This is a genomic window from Sulfitobacter sp. HNIBRBA3233 (assembly GCF_040149665.1).
In the GTDB taxonomy this organism is placed as follows: domain Bacteria; phylum Pseudomonadota; class Alphaproteobacteria; order Rhodobacterales; family Rhodobacteraceae; genus Sulfitobacter; species Sulfitobacter marinivivus.
In genome coordinates, this window is record NZ_JBEFLP010000001.1 from 1,789,053 (window position 1) to 1,810,407 (window position 21,355).

The 21,355-nt window shown below is 59.8% G+C and carries 21 protein-coding genes, 1 tRNA gene and 1 pseudogene; 12 read left to right on the forward strand and 11 right to left on the reverse strand.

The genetic code is table 11. From position 1 onward, the window contains the following. Window positions 1-158: 158 nt before the first annotated feature. The 6 genes from ABMC89_RS08660 to ABMC89_RS08685 form a co-directional block, all read right to left on the reverse strand. On the reverse strand, window positions 159-866 hold the full coding sequence (locus ABMC89_RS08660) for an IS6 family transposase (protein ID WP_349567234.1): 708 nt from the start codon (window positions 864-866) through the stop codon (window positions 159-161). A gap of 116 nt (window positions 867-982) precedes the next feature. Beyond that, window positions 983-2,770 carry an adenylate/guanylate cyclase domain-containing protein gene (locus ABMC89_RS08665; RefSeq protein ID WP_349567236.1) on the reverse strand — a complete coding sequence of 596 codons (1,788 nt, stop codon included), beginning with the start codon at window positions 2,768-2,770 and terminating at the stop codon, window positions 983-985. Between the two features lie 6 nt (window positions 2,771-2,776). Next, window positions 2,777-3,370 carry a 2-hydroxychromene-2-carboxylate isomerase gene (locus tag ABMC89_RS08670; RefSeq protein ID WP_349567238.1) on the reverse strand — a complete coding sequence of 198 codons (594 nt, stop codon included), beginning with the start codon at window positions 3,368-3,370 and terminating at the stop codon, window positions 2,777-2,779. A 120-nt stretch (window positions 3,371-3,490) separates the two neighbouring features. Further along, on the reverse strand, window positions 3,491-4,972 hold the full coding sequence (gene terL, locus ABMC89_RS08675; protein ID WP_349567240.1) for a phage terminase large subunit: 1,482 nt from the start codon (window positions 4,970-4,972) through the stop codon (window positions 3,491-3,493). Then, the gene (locus ABMC89_RS08680) at window positions 4,969-5,397 is read right to left on the reverse strand and encodes a DUF5681 domain-containing protein (RefSeq protein ID WP_349567242.1); all 429 of its coding nucleotides are present in this window, start codon (window positions 5,395-5,397) and stop codon (window positions 4,969-4,971) included. The genes terL and ABMC89_RS08680 overlap by 4 nt, the downstream gene beginning before the upstream one ends. After that, window positions 5,390-6,790: a site-specific DNA-methyltransferase gene (locus tag ABMC89_RS08685; RefSeq protein WP_349567244.1), complete on the reverse strand. Its 1,401-nt coding sequence runs from the start codon at window positions 6,788-6,790 to the stop codon at window positions 5,390-5,392. The genes ABMC89_RS08680 and ABMC89_RS08685 overlap by 8 nt, the downstream gene beginning before the upstream one ends. 528 nt (window positions 6,791-7,318) lie before the next feature. Here ABMC89_RS08685 and ABMC89_RS08690 point away from each other — a divergent pair. From ABMC89_RS08690 to ABMC89_RS08705, 4 genes and pseudogenes are all read left to right on the forward strand, one after another. Beyond that, a complete protein-coding gene (locus ABMC89_RS08690; RefSeq protein WP_349567246.1) occupies window positions 7,319-7,546 on the forward strand; it encodes a DUF3489 domain-containing protein in 228 nt (75 codons plus the stop codon). Beyond that, window positions 7,543-7,947, forward strand: a complete 405-nt coding sequence (locus ABMC89_RS08695) for a DUF2924 domain-containing protein (protein ID WP_349567248.1) — start codon at window positions 7,543-7,545, stop codon at window positions 7,945-7,947. Before ABMC89_RS08690 ends, ABMC89_RS08695 begins: the two co-directional genes overlap by 4 nt. Next, window positions 7,944-8,504, forward strand: coding sequence for a recombinase family protein (locus ABMC89_RS08700; protein ID WP_349567250.1), 561 nt, complete (start codon window positions 7,944-7,946; stop codon window positions 8,502-8,504). The genes ABMC89_RS08695 and ABMC89_RS08700 overlap by 4 nt, the downstream gene beginning before the upstream one ends. Window positions 8,505-8,516: 12 nt before the next feature. Further along, a pseudogene (locus ABMC89_RS08705) lies at window positions 8,517-9,614 on the forward strand (recombinase family protein); the annotation flags it as partial. 363 nt (window positions 9,615-9,977) lie between these two features. Here ABMC89_RS08705 and ABMC89_RS08710 read toward each other — a convergent pair. The 4 genes from ABMC89_RS08710 to ABMC89_RS08725 all read right to left on the reverse strand — a co-directional run bounded on the left by ABMC89_RS08710 (window position 9,978) and on the right by ABMC89_RS08725 (window position 13,736). Continuing rightward, a tRNA-Arg gene (locus ABMC89_RS08710) sits at window positions 9,978-10,054 on the reverse strand. Between the two features lie 78 nt (window positions 10,055-10,132). Beyond that, complete coding sequence (locus ABMC89_RS08715; protein ID WP_349567252.1) at window positions 10,133-11,518, reverse strand: sensor histidine kinase; 1,386 nt, start codon at window positions 11,516-11,518, stop codon at window positions 10,133-10,135. A gap of 65 nt (window positions 11,519-11,583) precedes the next feature. After that, a complete protein-coding gene (locus ABMC89_RS08720) occupies window positions 11,584-13,002 on the reverse strand; it encodes a dihydrolipoyl dehydrogenase family protein (protein WP_349567254.1) in 1,419 nt (472 codons plus the stop codon). After that, complete coding sequence (locus ABMC89_RS08725) at window positions 12,999-13,736, reverse strand: TVP38/TMEM64 family protein (protein ID WP_439655658.1); 738 nt, start codon at window positions 13,734-13,736, stop codon at window positions 12,999-13,001. Before ABMC89_RS08725 ends, ABMC89_RS08720 begins: the two co-directional genes overlap by 4 nt. Window positions 13,737-14,042: 306 nt before the next feature. On the opposite strand from ABMC89_RS08725, the gene rpmH reads away from it, so the two are divergent. From rpmH to yidD, 3 genes are read left to right on the forward strand one after another with little or no spacing between them, the layout of a single operon-like run. After that, window positions 14,043-14,177, forward strand: coding sequence for a 50S ribosomal protein L34 (rpmH, locus tag ABMC89_RS08730; protein WP_005980833.1), 135 nt, complete (start codon window positions 14,043-14,045; stop codon window positions 14,175-14,177). A 23-nt stretch (window positions 14,178-14,200) separates the two neighbouring features. Next, entirely contained in the window at window positions 14,201-14,629 is a 429-nt protein-coding gene (rnpA, locus tag ABMC89_RS08735; RefSeq protein ID WP_349567258.1) for a ribonuclease P protein component, read from the forward strand. Further along, window positions 14,626-14,862, forward strand: a complete 237-nt coding sequence (gene yidD / locus ABMC89_RS08740) for a membrane protein insertion efficiency factor YidD (protein WP_349567260.1) — start codon at window positions 14,626-14,628, stop codon at window positions 14,860-14,862. The genes rnpA and yidD overlap by 4 nt, the downstream gene beginning before the upstream one ends. A 6-nt stretch (window positions 14,863-14,868) precedes the next feature. Here yidD and ABMC89_RS08745 read toward each other — a convergent pair whose 3' ends face one another. Further along, window positions 14,869-15,405, reverse strand: a complete 537-nt coding sequence (locus ABMC89_RS08745; RefSeq protein WP_349567262.1) for a DUF3833 domain-containing protein — start codon at window positions 15,403-15,405, stop codon at window positions 14,869-14,871. Between the two features lie 76 nt (window positions 15,406-15,481). On the opposite strand from ABMC89_RS08745, the gene ttcA reads away from it, so the two are divergent. The 5 genes from ttcA (at window position 15,482) to yihA (ending at window position 21,327) form a co-directional block, all read left to right on the forward strand. Then, on the forward strand, window positions 15,482-16,315 hold the full coding sequence (ttcA, locus tag ABMC89_RS08750) for a tRNA 2-thiocytidine(32) synthetase TtcA (RefSeq protein WP_349567264.1): 834 nt from the start codon (window positions 15,482-15,484) through the stop codon (window positions 16,313-16,315). 77 nt (window positions 16,316-16,392) lie between these two features. Continuing rightward, complete coding sequence (locus tag ABMC89_RS08755) at window positions 16,393-17,970, forward strand: putative bifunctional diguanylate cyclase/phosphodiesterase (protein WP_349567266.1); 1,578 nt, start codon at window positions 16,393-16,395, stop codon at window positions 17,968-17,970. Window positions 17,971-18,089: 119 nt separating this feature from the next. Next, complete coding sequence (gene yidC, locus ABMC89_RS08760) at window positions 18,090-19,940, forward strand: membrane protein insertase YidC (RefSeq protein ID WP_349567268.1); 1,851 nt, start codon at window positions 18,090-18,092, stop codon at window positions 19,938-19,940. Continuing rightward, window positions 19,940-20,677: an MOSC domain-containing protein gene (locus tag ABMC89_RS08765; protein WP_349568577.1), complete on the forward strand. Its 738-nt coding sequence runs from the start codon at window positions 19,940-19,942 to the stop codon at window positions 20,675-20,677. The genes yidC and ABMC89_RS08765 overlap by 1 nt, the downstream gene beginning before the upstream one ends. Next, window positions 20,677-21,327: a ribosome biogenesis GTP-binding protein YihA/YsxC gene (gene yihA / locus ABMC89_RS08770; protein WP_349567270.1), complete on the forward strand. Its 651-nt coding sequence runs from the start codon at window positions 20,677-20,679 to the stop codon at window positions 21,325-21,327. The genes ABMC89_RS08765 and yihA overlap by 1 nt, the downstream gene beginning before the upstream one ends. Window positions 21,328-21,355: the final 28 nt, after the last annotated feature.

Consider the following 21,355-nt stretch of genomic DNA (forward strand, 5'->3'; position numbering starts at 1 on the left):
AATGAGTTCACTCGACGCTATTGGTGGTAGCACCCCGGGTCAAGCAGACGGTAAAACGGGATGGTTGCAACCCTCCGTAGACGGCATCGGCACTTGCCAAAAAGAGGCTCTGTCAGACCAATTCGAACCAGTCTCAGTTCACCGCCAGATGTCTGAACCTATGCCGAACAAAGCTGGCGCCACCCGGCGAGGGCGGCGGCGCGGTTCAGCTTGAAATCGTCACGTGTGTAGAGGTGGCGTTCCTGGTTGAAGTGGTTGCAGACAGAAGCATGAACGGCGGCGAATTTTTGCAGACATCGCATCTGCCGGAAGCGGAGCATCGCGCGTTCCCGTCGTCGGAAAGGTAGATGCGAATTCTCCGCCCGGTTGTTCTGCCAACGGCCTGTTTCCTGTCGACTGGTGTTGCCGATGACCTTCATCGCGGCACCATAGGAGCGGAGTTTATCGGTCACGATCATTTCCGGATTGCCGTACCGCTTCATTGATTTCCTGAGGAATTTCAATGCGGCCTTACGATCCCGGCGCTTCGTGACGTAGCTCTCCAGCACCTCGCCTTCGTGGTCGACGGCCTGCCACAAGTAATGCGTCGCGCCGTTGATCCTCACGAAAACCTCGTCGAGATGCCAACGCCAGTTCGAGTAACACCGCAACTTCTGGATACGTTTGCGGCGGATTTCAGCGGCAAACATCGGGCCAAATCTATTCCACCAGAAGCGGATGGTTTCGTGGCTCACATCGATGCCCCGTTCTTGCAACAGATCCTCGACATTTCTAAGTGACAACGGGAACCGAACGTAGAGCATCACTGCCAGGCGGATGATCTCAGGATTGGTTTTAAAGTAGCGAAATGGAGAGCGTTTTGTCATCTGGCCAAACGACAAAACCGCCACACCCGTCTCAAGCCAGCTTCCTCTGACAATGCACACCGCTCGGTTTTAGAACCGTGAATCACGCGCCTACGCGGAAATCATTGGGCCTTGACTCAAGGCAACCCGGCCAGTTCCAAACCTTCAAGCAACCTTTGCCTGTCACTCTCGCGCTGTAGCCACATCCGATCCTCGTGTTTGGTTCGCGTATAGCCCGGAATGATATCCAGCAGTCGAGAAACCGCCTTTCCTGCTTCTTCGAGCTCCCCCAAAAACGCGCAGGAAGCTGCAAGAAACGTGTAAACACCAAACCAGTTGGGTTTGATGAGAACATATCTTTGGCATTCCTGCTTGGTGATCTCGTAGTTTCCGCTAACGAAATTCGCGATAATAATCGCCATTTGACGCTGAGACCGGTCCAGATCGCGTGGGCTTATATGATCGGCCTGCAGGCAGATTTCCAACGCTTCCTCGCTCTTGCCGGTAAATGCGAGGGCTGTTGCCAATGAGCTGTAGGCAGAGGTGAGGCTTGGATCGAGTTTCAGCGCGGCTTGCGCCGACAGGATGGCCTCGGGGAATTCACGACAATAAATATGTACGGCAGCTTTGGCGTCGTAGCCTAGCGGGTTGGTCGGGCCGCAATCGATCGCTTGATGTGCAGAGTCTATAGCTAGTTTAAGCTCTTCTTCCTCGCTATCCCCCCATAGCTGATAAACTGCCGTGATATGACATCGGCTTAGCATCGCCCAGGCAGATGAGTATTCCGCATCCAGATCCAGAACCCGGTGCAGATGCGAAATAGCCTCGCGATTGGCGTTTTCCGTCATTTTCTGCATCAGTTCAACGGACTGAAGATAGTGATCCCACGCTGAAAGGTCACCGACCCGAACTTTTCTGGTGCGCTCTATCTCGGCGCGCGTAATTTCCGGAATGATGGCGGAGGTCAAAGCCGCCGTCATCTGGTCTTGCAGATCGAAAACGTCCTCTATTTCACCATCGAATTTATCTGACCAGACTTCCGTCGCAAGGGTTGTATCCACCAAGCTTGCGTTGACCCGAATTCGTGGTCCAGCCGTCCTAACGCTCCCCTGAATGATATAGCGGGCGTTCAGCGACCGGCCAACTTGCTGGGGATCGATTGCGTTTGGGTCGAACGAGAAGGAAGAATTTCGGGCGACCACCCTGAAGAGTTGCGATTTCGACAAGGATGATTGCAAGTCATCGCAGATCCCGCGCACGAGATATTCCTGCTCTTCGTTGTTGGAGAGGTTCAGAAACCTCAAGACCGCCACCGAAGGTCTCGACGATTGGCGATGTTCACTGGAAACGGGGCGTTCGGGTGGCGCGACTGCCACGCTTTCAGGCAGCCACTGCCAAACCTTCATCGGTGTGTCCAGGTTCTTGAGGTCTACATTGCCCATCGAAACAAGCTTCCTGGTGACCTCGCCATTCAGATAGCCGTAAACCGGCTTGGAAACCAACATGCCGCCGGGCGCGGCCAGGCCTTCCAGGCGGGAAGCAACGATGACACCGTCGCCAAAAATGTCATCGCCGTCGACGATCACGTCGCCGACATGCACGCCAATGCGCAGCAAGACACGATCGTCGTCACGAAGGCCCGCATTCTTCTCTGCGATCTGTTCTTGAATCGCGAAACCAGACGAAACGGCGCTGGAAACGCTGCCAAATTCCATAAGAAAACCGTCGCCCATCGATTTGACAAGCCGCCCATTGTTTTCCTCGATGCAGCGCACAATCCCTGAGGCCAATTCCTTGATGCGGGCATGTGTGGCGACTTCATCGCGCTGCATGAGGCGCGCGTACCCCACGACGTCCGCGCACATGACGGCAACGAGTTTTCGGGACCTGTCAGGCTTTCTTTTCACAGGGCTAGATACACGCACGACAACTCACCGCGTCGTGCAGAATTCGATGGCGTCTTCCAAGCGGTCATCGCCCCAGAACAACTCCTCGCCCACGACAAATGTCGGAGCCCCGAAGATGCCGAGCCGCCTCGCCTCGTCGGTTTCCGCATCGAGCCTCGCCACTGTTTCGGGGTCTTTCGCGATTTCCATGACCGATGCAGCATCTTGGCCGATGTCATCAAGGCACTCGACCAGATCGCTTTCCTCCATCCCGCTGTGCTCGGTCTCGAACCATTTGCGGTAGTAAGATTGGATGAAATCCACACCCCATCCATGGTCCAGACCGATACGCGCTATTCGATTGCCGAGATGAGCCTGCATATTGGGATAGGGCGCTGGCAGGTTCGGCTCCAGTCCCAGTTTCGATGACTTTCGTGCCAAGTCGTGCCACATATACGCGGTCTTTGGAGAGCCTTCCTTGAACGGAAGTCCGCTCAGTTCTTCGAGTATCGACTTGAGCTGAAACGGGCGCCAACGCATGCCCAAATCGTTTCTCGAGCAAACCTCGGAGCAGCGCATGACACTCAGATATGTATAGGTGCTGCCAAGGGAAAACCAAAAATCAATGCACCTAGTCATGTGTCCGCGCAGCCTCCTTACGTTATCTATCGTAAGGCAGAAGCCGGATTAAATCCAACTAAAAGCAGGGTGGGAGGAGGTGGGCTTCGAACCGAAGGTTCCTTAGGTTTTTTCCCAGCATCAACTCCGCATCCTCGGTTTGTTGATCTGTTCGCGCCGACACCGTACCCGCATCGGATCATCATGCGGCAGGGTGCGCCAGAAGCCATTACCCTTGGACCAATTCAGAAATTGGCTGAAGCTGTCGACCTGATCATCGTGTCGGCTGCGGGGAAAGCCCTGTAACTCGCGTTTAAATTCAGGGAGCCAGGGTGCCTCGCGCGGGAGGAGGACATTGCCAGCCTGCACCGGGGCACAGGCCGAGTTGAAACGGATTTCCTTGTTCTTTTCGGGGCGAACAAGGATGAACCGTGACTGGTCGGTCTGGCGGCATTCCTGTAGCAGGGGTCTGCCAGTTGCCGCATCCTCGATCAGGACCCGATCGGCTTTCCAAAGGTCACCGAGTGCGATTGCCTTGTGCTTGAGATCTGGAAAATCCAATCGACCACGGTATACATCCAAGAGATGCCACCTGTTCCCTTTGACCCCCCAGGTCGTGCACACGGAATAATCCGACCGAGGGTCTGCCGACATGCCGGTGTCCCAACTTTGGATGATCATCTGGTAGCCGTCGCGCTGTGCGACAGCCTCGTAGGTACCGAACCATTCCCACCTCAAGGGCGAGCCGTCAGGCGCGATCGGATTCTGCTGATATTGGCAGTTGAAAGTAGCCGCCCCCATTTCGCGGCGCGTGCGTTCAAGGTCCTCAAGCCCCATGCGTTGGGGGAACAGCGCTTCACTGACATTGCGTCGATGGACCCTGCCCTGCCCCAGTGCCACCACTTCGGATTTTTCGGCAATGGCTGGCAGCTCGAGATGCCGATATCCCCCTTTCCCCAGCAGATAGCCGGGCGGATCCATTTCGTGCAGGCGCTGCGCGATCATCACCACCCGGCCCTCCGAAGGGTTGTCAAACCGCGACAGCAAAGAACCGTCGATATAGTTCTGCGCCCTTTCAAGTTCGACCTCAGACGTGGCATCCCCGGCCTTCATCAGATCGTCGATGATGATGTAGTCCGCGCCATGCCCGGTCACTGCACCGCCGATGGAGACGGATTTGCGTCCCCCACCGCTAGATGTCTTGAGCTCATCCATAGTGTTGCCGCGCTGAGCCAACCGAGTTCCGGGGAAGAGGCGGTGGTACCAGGCCGCATTCATGATCCGGAGGCAATCTCCGGAATGTTTCTTGGCAAGATCGAGTCCGTAACTTGCAACAACGATCTTGGAATTTGGGTGATGCCCCAGCACGAAGGCCGCAAAGGCCACCGCCACCGTGATCGACTTGAGGTGTCGTGGCGGCACGTTAATGATTAACCGCTTGTTCTCACCTGCCCGAACTTTGTCCAACTCATGGCACATGGCTTCCACATGCCAGGTAGGCACGAACTGGGATGTCGCTCCGGGATGCAGCTCATCAAAGCAGCGCCAAACGAAGGCGTAAAAACTGGTGCGATATAGCGCATCAGTGATCATGCGGGCTTCAACAGGATCAATCTGTTTCATGGCCCTGCCCCCCCATCATCCCCGGACCCACCCGATTCTTTTCGGATCTGGGCCGTGAAGTGCGCCAAAACCGCTTCGTCCGTTTTGTCCAGCGTAGTACCCATTGGCTGATCCATTTTAGTGCTGTCAGCTGATCCAACAAAAGAGCTGTCAATCGTCACGAGCATCCTCAAAGCTGCCATGTCGCCTTTAAGAGCAAGTTCCACCAAGCGCTTTGCGCCCGCCTCCGCCTTGGATATGTAGACGGAATGGTCGCCCTCCCGAACCATGATCTTCGCTTCCAATTCACGGTTGAGGCTAGCAATAAGTCCCTTGGCCCCTTTTGGTCGCCCTTTCGGATTGCCAGATTTTCCTTTTTGGAACCGGCTGGCTGTCGGCGGCTTGCCGTAACCCACTTCGTACTCGGGTTCATCCTTCTTAGACATCCTTGAGCTCCTTTTCAGTCAGGGCCGCGATAGCGTCATTACGCGCATTAAATGTCTCGCCAGATCCGCTCAGTGCGGCCTCCTGCCCAGTCACTTCCTGCCAACGACGTATCGCGACATCGACATACAAAGGATCCAGCTCAATGAGCCGCGCCCTGCGGCCTGCCTTCTCAGCCGCCAGAAGCGTCGCCCCCGATCCACCAAAGGCGTCGAGCACGATGCTGCCGCGCTGGCTGACATCAAGAATGGCATCGGCCACCAGTGCGGTTGGCTTGACCGTCGGGTGATCAACCAGATCAGCATCACGCCCAGCACCGAAGCTATTCACCCCCGCGTAATCCCAGACATTGGTGCGGTTGCGGCCATGCTTGCCGAGTTCTACATTGTTGACGTGGCGCGCACCGGGCTTCTTAAAGACGCAGACCAACTCGTGCTTGGATCGGTAGAGGCTACCCATCCCGCCATTGGTCTTGTTCCAGACGCACAGGTTGATCAGATCCAACCCGCAGGCCCTGCCTTCGCCGATCAGCTCTTCGACGTGACGCCAGTCCATGCAGATCATCGCAACGCCGCCTGCACACAGATTGTCGACCAGTCGCGTGATACTGGACTTGAGAAAGCTACGGAACTCAGATTTGGACATTTCTCCGGAGGCCATTGCAAACTCGCGGTGAGCACTGCCATTGCCGCTGCGCACATGGCCCTGCACCGCCACATTATAGGGCGGATCGGTAAAAATCATCGCGGCCACTTCACCCTGCAAAACGGCCCTATGGCTCGCCTCTGCAAGCGCATCACCACAGTAGAGGCGGTGATCACCGAGGATCCAAAGATCGCCAGGTTGCGTCACGGCTGACTTATCCGGATCCGGGTCCTCGACTGTCTCAGTCGGTGCCGCCTCCGCCTCGGAGTTGCCGCCGATGATGATGTCGATCTGAGGTAGATTGAACCCAGTTACGTCGAGGTCAAAATCCAGTTCACCTGCGAGGTCCAGTTCGGCAAGATCGGCAAATTCTATCTGCAACGCCGTCTCGTTCCAGTCAGACAGTTCTGCCAAGCGGTTGTCAGCAATCCGCAACGCGCGGGCCTGTGCCGCGCTCAAATGATCTGCCAGTACAGTAGGCACGATGGGCAGACCAATCATCTTTGCCGCTTCATAGCGACCATGGCCCGCAATAATCACTCCTGATCTGTCGATCAGAATTGGTACGACAAAGCCAAAGGTCTCGACCGAGGTCGCCAGCCTTTTGATACTCGCAGGATTGTGGATTCGGTTATTCTGCTTGTAGGGCTTCAGATCGCAAAGCGGTGTCTGGGTGACTGTGTCGGCCATCCAGATCAGTGGAGCAGGTGCCGGAACATCCTGTTTCGTTTTAGTGTTGGTGTGAGCCATGTTGGCTTCCTCTCAAATGCGTCGGCGCGCGACACGGTTTCAAAAGGATCAGGTCGGGATTTTTGGAGAGAGCATAGATAGCAACTCCCCGGACCGAGTGATCCGAGTTGTTGCCCTTTGGAATGCTCGATTTCGACCAAGATCAGATCGGATCTGGGTCTACAGCAAGCCTGGATCGGGTCCAGACGTACAGCGTGCTGCCACCAGGGCGGTAGTCGTGATGTTCCGATATGGAACGCCCTTAAGCTAGCCAACTTTCTCCTGACCGACAAGGCCTAAAACGACCTAAGCCATTGCTGACGAACAATCAATTACCTCCCACCAGCAATGCGCGCCGACGGCCGCGGGTCAAAATCCTGCTAGAATACCATCACGACGCGAGCCTCTCGCCATCCGTCCCGGCCTTCCGGCACAAAGGACTGGACTGCTCCGGTAAAGCACGCATCAATGGCCCCACGCCCGACCCTGTTTCGGGCGCTCCTCAGTACAGGGTCTGCACCCCGCAGCCCCGCGCAGAGGAGCAAGTGAATGTCAAAACCCAAGCAAACCAAGACCGCAAAAGTAACGGCCATGTTGCAGCGCCCGTCGGGCGCCACGCTGGAGGCGATCTGCAAAGCCACCGGCTGGCAGCCCCATTCGGCACGAGCAGCCTTGAGCGGGCTGCGCAAGGCCAACCATCAGATTGAACGCATCGCAAAGGAGGGAAGCGCCGCCTCCGTTTACCGGATTGTTTCCAGCACCGAGGCCCCGTCATGACGGTGACCGACATCGAGACCATGGACCGGGCCACATTGATCGACACCTGGTCTGCCTTATTGCGTACACCGGTGCCCAAAGGGCTGAGCAAAGCCTTGATGCGCCGGTTCCTAGCCATTGAGATGCAGACCCGCCGATACGGCGGCTTGACCAAGCAGGTGCGCAAAGCCTTGCGGCAGCCAAAGGACAATACACCACGCCCGAGGTCACCCGCCTTGAAGCCCGGCGGCCGGATACTGCGCGAGTGGAATGGGGTCACCCATGTGGTTGAGATCGGCGAAGATGGGTTCATATGGAAAGGCACCCGATACCGGTCGCTTTCTGCCATTGCCCGCGAGATCACCGGCGCGCACTGGTCGGGCCCGCGGTTCTTTGGGCTGAATGGGGCATCCAAATCATGAGTGCTGCCAGAATCCGCTGCGCCATCTATACGCGCAAGTCTACGGACGAGGGGTTGGATCAGGAGTCCAACTCACTGGATGCGCAACATGAGGCCTGTGCCGCCTATATCGCGAGCCAGAAGCACGAGGGCTGGAAGAGGCTGCCCGCACGATATGATGACGGTGGGATCTCCGGCGGCACGCTGGAGCGCCCTGCCCTGCAGCAACTCATGACGGATATCGATGCCGGGCGCGTTGACATGGTGGTAGTTTACAAGATCGACCGACTGACACGATCTCTCGCCGATTTTGCAAAGCTGGTGGAAAAGCTGGAGGCCGCAAACTGTTCGTTCGTTTCGGTCGCGCAAGCGTTCAACACGTCCTCTTCCATGGGGCGGCTGACGCTGAATGTCCTGTTGTCTTTCGCTCAATTCGAACGCGAGGTCACCGCCGAACGTAGCCGCGACAAGATCGCCGCGTCCAAGAAGAAAGGTCTCTGGATGGGAGGGATCCCGCCCCTTGGATATGATCCACATCCGGACAAGACACGCCGGGAGTTGGTGGTGAATGAGGTTTAGGCCGAAGTCGTTCGGCAGATATTCCAACTCTATGAGAGCCATCGCTGTCTGAGCGTGGTGGTGAGTGAGACAGACAGGCTGAGACTACAATCCAAGCGACACGTCTTTTCAACGGGGCGGACTCAAGGTGGCAATGCGTTCAGCCTTGGTCAGATTTATCATATGCTCACCAACCCTGTTTATCTCGGGACGATCCGTCACAAGGATCAGACTTTTGAAGGGCTGCACCCCGCGATCATCGACCAAGCCATCTGGGATCGGGTACACCAGCATCTCAAGTCCGCCAGCGCGCGCCGGCGCGGCGCAGCTGCAGGGCAAGCAACTGGATCGGACGCACCGCTCAAATGCAAGGTGCGGGATGAGACCGGCGATATTCTGACGCCCACTCACACAGTACGGCGCGGCAAGCGGCTACCCTATTATGTCTCCAACCGGCTGATCTCGGGTGGCACTGATCCAACTGGCTGGCGACTCCCTGCGCAAGCCTTCGAGGATGCAGTCGTGCGCGCTATCTCCGATCACCTGCAAGATCATGCAGACCGACATGCCGTTCTCGGCACATGCGACGCTACAAGGTCAGAGATCGCATCAAACGCAGTTGGTGACCTGGCCAAAACGATCAGAACTGAGACTGCCCAACCGGCGTGTTCACTTATCTCAAACATTGTGATCGGACATGGTCGATTGCAAATCGCGGTTGATCAAACCGCGCTGGCTGCAGCCGTCGAACTCAAAACGGATGACCTGCACGCCTCTCTTTACGCCATCGATGTTCCGTTCACATGCCGACGGCGCGGGGTTGAGACCAGAATCATCGCCGGAGATCGCGCCGCGGCAACGGACGAGACATTGCTCCGCGCCTTGCGCAACGCGCACGATTGGGCCGAATGCCTCAAATCTGGGGAGCCTCTCAAAACACTCGCCCAGCGCGTTGGACACTCTGAACGCTACATCAGACGTGTGACGTCCCTGGTCTCTCTTTCACCCAAAATCCAGAGCGCGATCCTGGATGGAACACAGCCGCTTGAGATGACCCTTGAAACACTGGTGCGCGCAGACATTCCGCTCGACTGGTCACACCAAGAGCAGCGCTTTGGATTTGGCAAATAGCCACTTCCCTGTTTGCGAATAACCGTTCCCTGATACACACCTGAACATTCCCTGTTCCGTCTAAAAATTTCCCTGTTATCTTCCTTAGGGAAATCCCATCTAAACCTCTGACTTTGCTTCTGTAATACACCTCCACTCCCAGTGATTTTGGGTCAAATGCGCAAATTTCCCTGTAAATTGGTTATTATCAGGGAAATACCCAGAAAACCGGACCGGCGTTTTGAGCACAGTGAGACGACTGGCATTCAACCTGCCAATGGGCCCACCACGGGGCGTCTCTGTTGGTGTGGGGGTTTCGCAAATAGCGGGAATTGCGCAAAAATTCTGCGCTGTTCGGTCATCGAAAATGGAGACAAGGGTGGGTGGCGGACCGAGGAGGATTCGAACCCCCGACCCCTTGATTCGTAGTCAAGTACTCTATCCAGCTGAGCTATCGGTCCACTGGCGGCGGGTTTAGTCCGCCCGCGCGGGGTATGCAAGCCCTTCTCTCCGCGAATTTCACCTTTGTCGAAAAAACCTCAGCCCGATCTGTCGCCCTTGGGGAATCGCAGACGGAATTCGGTCCCCTCGGGGCCGGTTCTCGCCAGCCGGATGGTTCCGCCGTGGCCGCGGATCAGCTCTGCCGAGATGGCGAGGCCAAGCCCACTTCCGCCCTTGCTCATGGAGCCCTGAAACGGCTCGAACAGATGCGCCTGCGCTTTTCCCGGAATGCCGGGGCCGGTGTCTGTCAGGGTAATCAGCCATGCGTCGCTGACCTCCTCGGCCTGTACCACGATGTCGCCGGGGTTGCCCGTTGCGGCGATAGACTGGCGGGCGTTGCGGACAAGATTGCTCAGCACGCGGTGCAACTGCTCGGGATCGGCAGGCAGATGTAAATGCTGCGGCACATCGGCCCGCAGGGTGATCGGCGCCTCCCCGACGGCCAGACGCTCTCCGTCCAGCACATCCTCGACCAGCGGCGCGAGGTGCACACGGGACATGGTCGGGGTCGGCTCTTCGGCCTTGCCGAAGGCAAGTGTCGATTCGCACAGATGAACCGCGCGGGTGATAGAGCCGACAAGCTTGGGCGCCATACGCCCCACGACAGGGTCCTCGGATGCCTCGATGCGGTCCGTAAACAGCTGCGCCGAAGTGAGGATATTGCGCAGATCATGGCTGATCTTGCTGACGGCAGCACCCAGTTGGGCCAGCCGCTCTTTCTGGCGCAGCGCCGCTGTCAGTTCGGTCTGGAGCGACTTCAGCGCCTCTTCGGCCTCGCGCAACTCGCGTATCCCCGCCGAGGGCGCGATGATGCGGCGCGCGTCTTCGGGCGCGTCCGCATAGCGCTGCATGTGGGCCACCACGCGCTTGATCGGGCGGACCAGCAGGATGCGCAGGGCCACAAACAGCAAGAGCGCCGTAATCACTGAAATCACCGCCGACAGGGCCAGGATGCGCAGGCCGTAGTCGATCATGGCGTTCCGCATGGGCGCGGTTTCCATTGTCACCTCGATCAGCAGACCCGCGTCGCGCACCGGCGCCCCGATCACACGGATCACCTCGTTCTGGCTGCGCAGCAGACGGCGCATCGCGTCACGGATCAGGGTCAGCGCGTCGTTCTCGCGCAGGTCTATGGTGCCGGCAATCTGCCGCGGCATGGGCGAGGCCAGAACCAGCTGGCGCACGGCATCGCGCCGCAACACCACGTTGAACACCTCGGCGTTGCGCAAAAGCTCCGCTTCGAGATCGGCGTCGATCATGTCGTCGGCCAGCAGGGTCAGCGACGCGATCTGCGCGCGCTCCAGCCGGTTGAGCATATAGTCTTCGCGAAACCGGGCGATCGACGGGACAAAGATCAGCACTTCGGCGATCATCACGAAGATCGTCGTCAGGACAAGCAATCGTCCGGAGAGCGAATTCACCATCGTCCGGGCCCGCCCCTATACGGGATGGCGGGAGGGATGTCGCGGCACGCGCATGCCTTCCGCCATCATGGAATAAATCTCTGCACGAATCGCACCACCCGTTTGACCGTATCGCTCTCGAACAGGCGCGGACTGAAATAGGCCCCCGCGGCGCGTTTGTTCACTTCACCTATCGTCGGATACGGGGCAACCATATTGGCGATCTGGCTCATCTTCATCTTGTTGGCCAGCGCAAGCGCCCACAGGTTGATCAACTCCCCCGCCTGATAGCCGACGATCGACGCGCCCACCGGGCGCCCCCGGACAACCATGACCTTGATCATCCCCTTCGTCCGCCGCTCCGCGATGGCGCGGTCGTTGTGCGCGTAGGCGAAGCGCACGACCTCGAGCTTGCTGCCGTGCGATTTGCGGGCCTGCTCTTCGGTCAGGCCGACCTGCGCCAACTCGGGGTCGGTATAGGTTGCCCAGGGAATATGCGCGGTTTTCGCTTTCGAGGGCAGCCCGAACAGCAGCGAACGGATGACCACCCCCCCGTGGTAGCCTGCCACATGGGTAAACTGCATCCCGCCCGCGACATCCCCGATGGCATAGACCCTGCGGTTCGTGGTGCGCAGGCTCTCGTCCACGTCGATCCCGTTCTGCGCTGGCCTGATCCCGCCCAGATGCAGGTCCAGACCGTCGGTGTTGGCCTTGCGCCCGACAGCGATCAGCAGATGCGTGCCCTTGAAGATCCGCCCGTCCTCTGCCTCGACCTCGATCGCGCCGGCGGTGCCGCGCACCTGCGCCGCCTGCGCCCCTTCTGCGATCTCCACCCCTTCGTCGCGCAGGGTGTCCAGCACCACGGCGGCAAGCTCCGGATCGTCCTTTGCCAGCGCCTTGTCGCCTTCGATCACCGTCACCTTGCAGCCCAGCCGGATATGCGCCTGCGCCATCTCCATGCCGATGGGTCCACCGCCGACGATCAACAGATGACCGGGCTTTTCGCGCAGATCGAACAGCGTCTCGTTCGTCTCGTAGGGCACCTCCTCCAAACCGGGGATCGGCGGCACGAGGGGCGACGAACCCGTCGCGATCACGATGCGCCGCGCCGCGATGATCGTGTCCCCCGCCTGCACCTCGTCATGGCTGATGAAACGTCCGTATTCGCGGATGACCCGCACACCCAGCCCCTCGAACCGCTCCTGGCTGTCGACGGGCGCAATCTGCGCGATCACCTCGGCCACGTGGTCCTTGGCGGCGGCGTAATCCACCTTTCCCGGGGCATCGGCCACGCCGAAAGCAGAGGTGTTGCGCTGCCCGTAGGCGGCTTTCGCACTGGCGATCAACGCCTTGGACGGGATACAGCCGTAGTTCAGGCAGTCCCCCCCCATCTTGTGACCCTCCAGAAGGGTCACATCCGCGCCCATCTGCGCGGCGCCTGCCGCCACGGACAGCCCGCCCGACCCGGCCCCGAGTATCAGGATATCGGTCTTGATCCGTTTCATTTCAGTAGATCCTTCCTGCCTGTAACCGCCTTGATCCCTACCGGCAGGATCGACAGAGCACAAAGCCCGAGGATCGGCAGCAGGATATGCGGCTCGAATATGATGCCCAGATCGGGCGTGCCGCCGCGTGCGAATACCGCCCCCAGCCCCGCACCCACGGAGGTATAGACAATCGCGCCGGGAATGATGCCCAGAAATGTCGATACCGCAAACCTGTAGAGAGGGACGTCAAGAAATGCCGGGATCAGGTTTGCCACGAAGAACGGCACCGCCGGCACCAGCCGGATCGCGAAAAGCATCGACCATTGGTTTTCGTCGATCCCGCGCTTGATCTTCGCGACAACGCCGTCCGAAGCGTCGATCCGCGCCTTCAGCATCTCTCCCAATCCCAGACGCGCGGCCAGAAAGATCGCGATCGCGCCCAGCGTCGCACCGGCCACATTGAAGACGGTGCCGATGCCCGTGCCGAACAGGAAGCCGCCGGTCAGCGTGGCAATCGTGGCACCGGGCAGCGAAAAGCCCACGATCACCACATAGGCCAGCACGAAGACGGCGGCTGTCAGCAGGTAATTGCTGTCGCGAAAGGCGATCAGCGCCTCGCGGTTGTCGCGCAACGTCTCGAAGCTGAGGTAGTCACGCAGGAAAAACAGCCCCGCCAGCGACACAACCGCGACCAGCGCAAGCGGGCCGAAGCGGGCGATCGTGCTTTTCTCGCTGTCTGTGGTCTGGTTCATCTCGGTCATTTCTGGACGCTCCTGCGCGACATGTCGGTTGCGTCCGACATGACCGCACAAGATCGCGCGCGACAGGGGCTCTCACGCGTGATTGATCGGCTGTGTCGATATCTAGCGCATTTGGCCCGAATTTCTCATCGATTGAAACATATCGGGCGGTTGCTGACACAGTTTTATTGCTTCCGGGGCGGATTTCCGGCGTGCGGGGTTTGACTTGGTCCGCCATCCTCTTTAGGGGACAGGTCTGAATTGACGCGAGGCAGCGATTCCGCCGCCCGCACCCCTGCTTTTGATGGAGACGGAGCGATGAAACGCACCTACCAACCTTCGAACCTCGTCCGCAAGCGCCGCCACGGGTTCCGTGCCCGTATGGCGACCAAAGCCGGCCGCAAGATTCTGAACGCGCGCCGCGCCCGTGGCCGGAAATCGCTCAGCGCGTAAATCACGCGTTGCGATCTGATCGCATGGCACCGTCGCACCCTCTCTCGCCCGGCCTTTCGCCGGAAGAGACGCAGGATGCGGCGGTTTCGTCGTGCGTGCCGCCTTCCACGCTGACGAAACGCCGTGATTTCCAACGGGCCAGCCGCGCACGTCGCGTCGCCATGCCCGGCTTCATTCTGCAGGCACGTCAGCGGAGTGCGGGCGAAACCGACACGGACGGTCTGCGCGTCGGTTACACCTGCTCCAAGAAAGTCGGCAACGCCGTCGCACGCAACCGCGCAAAGCGCCGCCTGCGCGAAGCTGTGCGCCTGACGCTGCCGCCCCTCGCCCGCCCCGACCATGACTATGTGTTGATCGGTCGCCGCGATGCGACTGCGCACCAGCCCTTCGCCGCGCTGTGCAAGGACATTGCCCGCGCATTGGCCATACTGCACGCGGACACCAAGGCGTGACGCCGCTCGCGCGGGTGCTGTCCCTGCCGGTGATGTTCTACCGCCTCGTTTTCAGCCCCTGGGTGGGATTCAACTGCCGCTACCAGCCGACATGCTCGGCCTACGCGCTGGAGGCACTGCAAAAGCATGGCGGGTTGCGCGGCAGCTATCTGGCCGCCCGCCGCATCGGTCGCTGCCATCCGTGGGGCGGCGACGGCTATGATCCGGTTCCCGAGCCACCGTCAGACCCCTGACCGGACCTAGGATTTTTCGAAGGTTATGATGACCTCGCCGATATCGACGCCGTATTTTTTCATGTAGGCGCGATTGAGGACAGTGCCGCCGCCCATGTCCCACATCCAGTCGTTGAATGCGACGCGCAGGGTGCCGTCGGGAACGGGCAGGTCGATCCTGTAGGTCCAGTTGAAAGTATCGCCGCGCTCCTGTCCGGTCGCAACACCCAGCACGCCGTCGGCAGTGCCTTCCCACGTCTGGTCCGCGGTTATCGGGCCGGTCTTACGCAGGGTCCAAATGCGCTGCTCGGTCGATCCGTCCTCATAGACGAAATCCTCGACCAGCTTCAGGGTCTCACCGTCCCACGTGCCGGTCACATCCACGTCGAACCTGCGCCGCACGGTCCCGAACACGTCCTGAAACTGGCCCTTGGCCACGGTATGGCCCTGAAAGTACCGTTCGAGATCGAAATTCCGTTGCGACAGTTTCTCGTCGTCCAGCGCGGGCTTGCCCGTGCAGGCCCCCAACACCAACAACGCCGCAGCAATTATCATGTAACGCATCACACGCTCCTCCGGGCTTCACCGGACAAACTAACGTGATATAGGGAAATTCAACTGCCCGCCGAGGAGTTCCGCAATGCTCGACCAACCCGAAGAAATCCACGCGCTCTTTCAGGGTGCCCCGCAGACGACCGAGTTCCGCAAGCTGCGCAAGCGTATCGTGCGCTACACCCGCGAGGCGATCGAACAATACGGGATGATCGAAGAGGGCGGCAAATGGCTGGTCTGCCTGTCCGGCGGCAAGGACAGCTATACCCTTCTGGCCGTGCTGCACGAGCTGCAGTGGCGCGGGCTGTTGCCGGTGGAAATTCTTGCCTGCAACCTCGATCAGGGCCAGCCGGGATTTCCCGCCACCGTCCTGCCGGAGTTTCTGGAGCGGATGGGCGTGCCGCACCGGATCGAATATCAGGACACCTATTCCATCGTCATGGACAAGATACCGGCCGGGCGGACCTTCTGCGCGTTGTGCTCGCGGCTGCGGCGCGGCAACCTCTACCGGATCGCGCGCGAGGAAGGCTGCACCGCGGTGGTTCTGGGCCATCACCGCGACGATATTCTGGAAACCTTCTTCATGAACCTCTTTCACGGCGGCAGGCTGGCGACCATGCCGCCGAAATTGCTGAACGAAGAGGGCGATCTGTTCGTCTATCGCCCTCTGGCCCATGTCGCGGAAGCGGATTGCGAAAGATTCGCCTCGGCGATGAAATATCCGATCATCCCCTGCGATCTGTGCGGATCGCAGGACGGCCTGCAACGCCAGCAGGTCAAAGCGATTCTGGATGGCTGGGAAACGAATAGCCCCGGCAGACGGCAAGTGATGTTCCGCGCGCTGATGAACGCCCGTCCGTCGCATCTGCTCGACCCCAAAATATTTGATTTCGCTGGCCTTTCCCGGGATCTCGAAAAATAGAAACAATTTTTTCGAGATATTTTCGATACGTTAACCTCCGCTTGTTTTCGTACCCGCTAGAGTAGTGGGGTGGGCGCATGTCTGGCCATGACGCCCCCGAACCGGAGGGTCCTGTGCTGGAACAGCAAAACAAATCCGCCTACCAGATGGTGCGCAAACGCCTGTTCCGTGCGTTGACCGGACCGCCCGCCTTGGCATTCGTGCCCGCCTTCTCGCTCGCCGCGTTCTGGTTCGGCGGCGAAGGCGCGCTGCTGGTTGTCGCGGCGATCTTGCCCGTGCTCTACCTCGTGGCGGGCGGGACGGTGGCAACATCCGCGCGGCGCGATGTGTCGGACAAACCGATGTCTGCCCGCGCCTTTGACGAACGGGTGGCGCAGGTCGCCGAAACCTCCCGCCAGCACCAGCTGGAGGCCTGCATACACCTCGTCTTTGTCGAAGAGCTTGAGGATCTGCGCGGTCACCACGGGGCCGCCGCTGCAGAACATGTGATACACCAGACAGGGATGCGCCTGCGCAGCATGTTGCGCGACGAGGACGCATTGGCCGATCTCGGTCAGGGGTGTTTCGGCGTCTGCGTGGGGCCTTCGCGGCAGCTGTCGCTGGAGCATTGCATTCAGGTCGCCGCGCGTCTTCAAACGGTTGCCGAGGACGCGATCGCGGTCGACGGCACCGCGATCTATATCAACGCGACGGTTGGATTCTGCCAGCTGTCGCGGTCCACTGCCGGAGCAGGCGCAGAATGGCTGGAGGCCGCGCGCACAGCGCTCAGCCATGCGCAGGCACGCGGCCCCTCTTCGATACGCGCCTATTCGGACCAGATGAACAAGGTGATCCGCCCCCGCCGCACCCTGCGCGAAGAGGTCGAGGATGCGCTCGAAAGCGGAGAGATCGCACCGTGGTTCCAGCCGCAACTCTCAACCGACACAGGCATGGTCAGCGGGTTCGAGGCGCTTGCCCGGTGGGTCCACCCCGTGAGGGGCACGTTGCCGCCGGCCGAGTTTCTGCCCGCAATCGCCGATGCAGGGCTGATGGAGCGGCTTGCCGAGAAGATGATTTTCCACAGCTTTCGGGCGCTGAAGGCCTGGGACGCTGCGGGTTTGAAAATTCCGTGCGTCGGTGTGAACTTCACCGGATCGGAACTCAGCGATCCCAATCTCGTGGAACGGATCAAATGGGATCTGGACCGGTTCGATCTGGGCGCCGACCGGCTGGCGATCGAAATCCTTGAAACCGTCGTTGCGAATTCGCCCGAGGATATCATCGCCCGCAACATCAGCGCCCTCGGCGATCTGGGGTGCAGGATCGATCTGGATGATTTCGGCACCGGCAACGCGTCTTTCACCGCAATCAAGCGGTTTGCCATCGGCCGGATCAAGATCGACCGAAGCTTTGTCGTCCGCGCGGACCGCGACCCGGACCAGCAGCAGCTGGTCAGCGCCATCCTGACGATGGCAGAGCGGCTGGACCTCGACACGCTGGCCGAAGGGGTGGAAACCATGGGCGAACATGTGCTGCTGGCCCAGCTTGGCTGCAACCACGTTCAGGGCTTCGGCATCGCGCGCCCCATGCCTTTTGACCAGACCGTTGCGTGGATCACCGCGCACACGGCCAAGCTGCAGGAGGTTCCGCAGATCGCGCAGAGCCGCCGGAAATAGGTAACCGATGCACTGAAACGCTTGTGTCAAAGGCGCGCGCGGGCCTGAATCCCCTTGACCTTTGGCACGGCAGGTTGTGTACCCACCGGACAGTTTTCAGTCAGCAGGTGGCGGTGCCAATGGACGACCAGAACAAGAACCTCATTCTCGCAACGGCGCTTAGTTTCGTAGTGATCCTCGTTTGGTTCGTCCTGTTCCCTCCTCCGGAGGGCGATGTGCCGGTAGACGGCGTCGAAACCTCCCAGACGGCACCCGCCGAAGGCTCGCTCAGCGCACCGAGCGCGGATCTGACCTCCAGCACCCCTGGCGCGCAAGCCGATACAACGACACCGCCCAGCGCCATCGAATCCGCAGCGCGCGTCGGCATCGAAACGGATCGCCTGACCGGTTCGATCTCTCTTCTGGGCGGCCGCATCGACGAACTGGCGCTCAAGGATTACAGCACATCGCTGGACGAAGACGCACAGATCGTCGAAGTCCTTCACCCCGTCGGTACTTCGGAGGCGGAATATGCCGTCCACGGCTGGGCCGCCGCAACAGGTGTCGATCCTTCCTCCGTGCCCGGCCCCAATACGGAATGGACCCTGTCCGAAGGCGAAACCCTCGGCGTCGGCAGCCCGATCACCATGACATGGGACAACGGGTCGGGACAGCTCTTCAGCAAGACGATTTCCGTCGACGAAGAGTTCATGTTCACGATTTCCCAATCTGTCGAGAATACCGGCGAAACCGCGGTGGCAATGGCCCCCTACGGCATTCTGGCCCGTCACGGTGTGCCTTCCGACCTCAAGAATTTCTTCATTCTCCACGAAGGCGTGGTCGCCATGGCGGACGGTGAATATTCCGAGACCGATTGGGACGATATTCCCGAGTTCGAATTCAACCCTCGCGCCGGTGCCCGCACCCAAGAGGCGAATATCACCGAAAACGGCTGGATCGGCTTCACCGACCACTACTGGATGAGCGTTCTGGTCCCCACGCAGGGCTCCGCGTTCAAATCCGTGATCAAATACGACGAACGCCGCGACATCTATCAGGTTGAAGCGGTCATGCCCGTTGAAACCGTGGCCCCCGGCACGACGTCGACAGTCGAAACCCAGTTCTTTGCGGGCGCAAAGGAGTGGGACGTTCTGAAGATGTACGAGGACAACGGTGTCTACAACTTCATCGACGCCATCGACTGGGGCTGGTTCGTTTTCCTGACCAAGCCGATCTTCTGGCTGCTGCACCAGTTCAATATCCTGATCGGCAACATGGGTGTCGCGATCATCGCGCTCACGCTCTTCATCAAGGCGCTTCTGTTCCCGCTGGCCTATAAATCCTACGTTTCAATGGCGAAGATGAAAGAGCTCCAGCCGAAGATGGAAAAGCTGAAGGAGCAGGCGGGCGACGACCGGCAGAAGATGCAGCAAGGCATGATGGAGCTGTACAAGAAGGAAAAGGTGAACCCCGCCGCGGGCTGTCTGCCGATCCTTCTGCAGATCCCGATCTTCTTTTCGCTCTATAAGGTGATCTTCGTTACCATCGAATTGCGTCACGCGCCCTTCTTCGGCCCCTTCCAGGACCTCAGCGCGCCCGACCCGACAACGATCCTCAACCTCTGGGGCCTGCTGCCCTTTGCCAGCCCCGAACCGGGGTCGATCATGGCGCTCGTGTTCATCGGTATTCTGCCGCTGCTACTGGGGATCTCCATGTGGCTCCAGCAGAAGCTGAACCCGGCACCGACAGACCCGACACAGCAGATGATCTTTGCTTGGATGCCTTGGGTCTTCATGTTCATGCTCGGCAGCTTTGCCTCCGGCCTAGTCGTATACTGGATCGCGAACAACACGATCACCTTTACCCAGCAGTATCTGATCATGCGCAGCCAAGGCTATAAACCGGACCTTCTGGGCAACATCAGATCCGGCTTCTCCCGCAAGTCCAAGGCGGCGAACAAGGCCACGTCGCCGTCCAAGAGCAAGAAGTGATGCAGGTTACGGCGCTCTGGCGACATCCGGTCAAGGCACACGGACGCGAAGCGCTGGACCGGGTTCGCCTTGTCGAGGGGCAGTCCATGCCCTTTGACCGGCTCTGGGCCGTGGCCCATGACGCCGCCAAGATGGAGGACAACCATTGGGTCGGCTGCCAGAATTTCAACCGTGGTGCCAAGACGCCGGGCCTGATGGCCATCACGGCCAGCCTTGATCCGCAGACGGAAACGCTGACGCTGCGCCACCCGGATCTGCCTGATCTGACCGTCCAGCCCGACCGCGACGGGGCGGCGTTGATCGAATGGGTCAAGCCCCTGTGCGACCCCGCCCGCGCCCAGCCCGATCACGTCGTACGCCTTGACCGGCGCGGCTATACCGACACGCCTTTCCCCTCGATCTCGCTGTGCAATGCCGCATCCCACGCGGCTGTCGAAAGCATCGCCATGGCCCCGCTCCAGCAAGAGCGCTGGCGTGGCAACATCTGGTTCGACGGGGCGCCCGCATGGGCCGAATTCGACTGGATCGGACGCGAGATTTCCCTTGGCTCGGCCCGCCTGAAAATCGAGGAGCGGATCACCCGCTGCCTTGCCACCACCGTGAACACCGATACCGGCGCACGTGATATCGACACGCTGGAAGCGCTCAACGCCCTTGGCCATCAGGATTTCGGGATCTACTGCACGGTGGTCCAGTCCGGCGAGATTGCCGTCGGTGACAGTCTGGAGGTGATCTGATGCAGCTGCCCTTTCCCGAGGTCGAAGAACCGGACGCACAAACGCTGGAAAAAGGCCGAATGCTGTTCGCGGGTGAGACGGTTTTCGTCAAGGGCGTGGTCGCCATGTCCGGCCTGCCCGATCCCGACCGCCTCGAAGTCTGCTTCGCGGGGCGCTCCAACGTCGGCAAGTCCTCTCTGATCAACGCGCTGACGGGGACAAAGGCGCTGGCACGCGCGTCGAACACGCCCGGACGCACCCAGGAAATCAACTATTTCACCGCCGGTGACGATCTCTATCTCGTTGACCTGCCCGGATACGGCTATGCCAACGCACCGCTGCCGGTTGTCGAGAAATGGCAGCGGCTGCTCAAACAGTTCCTGCAAGGCCGCCAGACGCTCCGCCGCGCCTTTGTTCTGATCGACGCACGCCATGGAGTGAAAAAGGTCGACGACGAGATCATGAGCCTGCTCGACAGCGCTGCGGTGACGTTTCAGGTGGTCGTGACCAAGGCCGACAAGGTCAAGGAAAAGGACCGCGCAAGGATCCTCGACCAGATCCGCGGTGCCCTGTCGAAACACCCCGCCGCCTACCCCGAGATGATCGTGACCTCTTCGGAAAAGGGCTGGGGCATCGCGACCCTGCGCGCAGTGATTGCCACGCTGGAATAAGCGCCTATGATCCCCTGACAAACGGGAT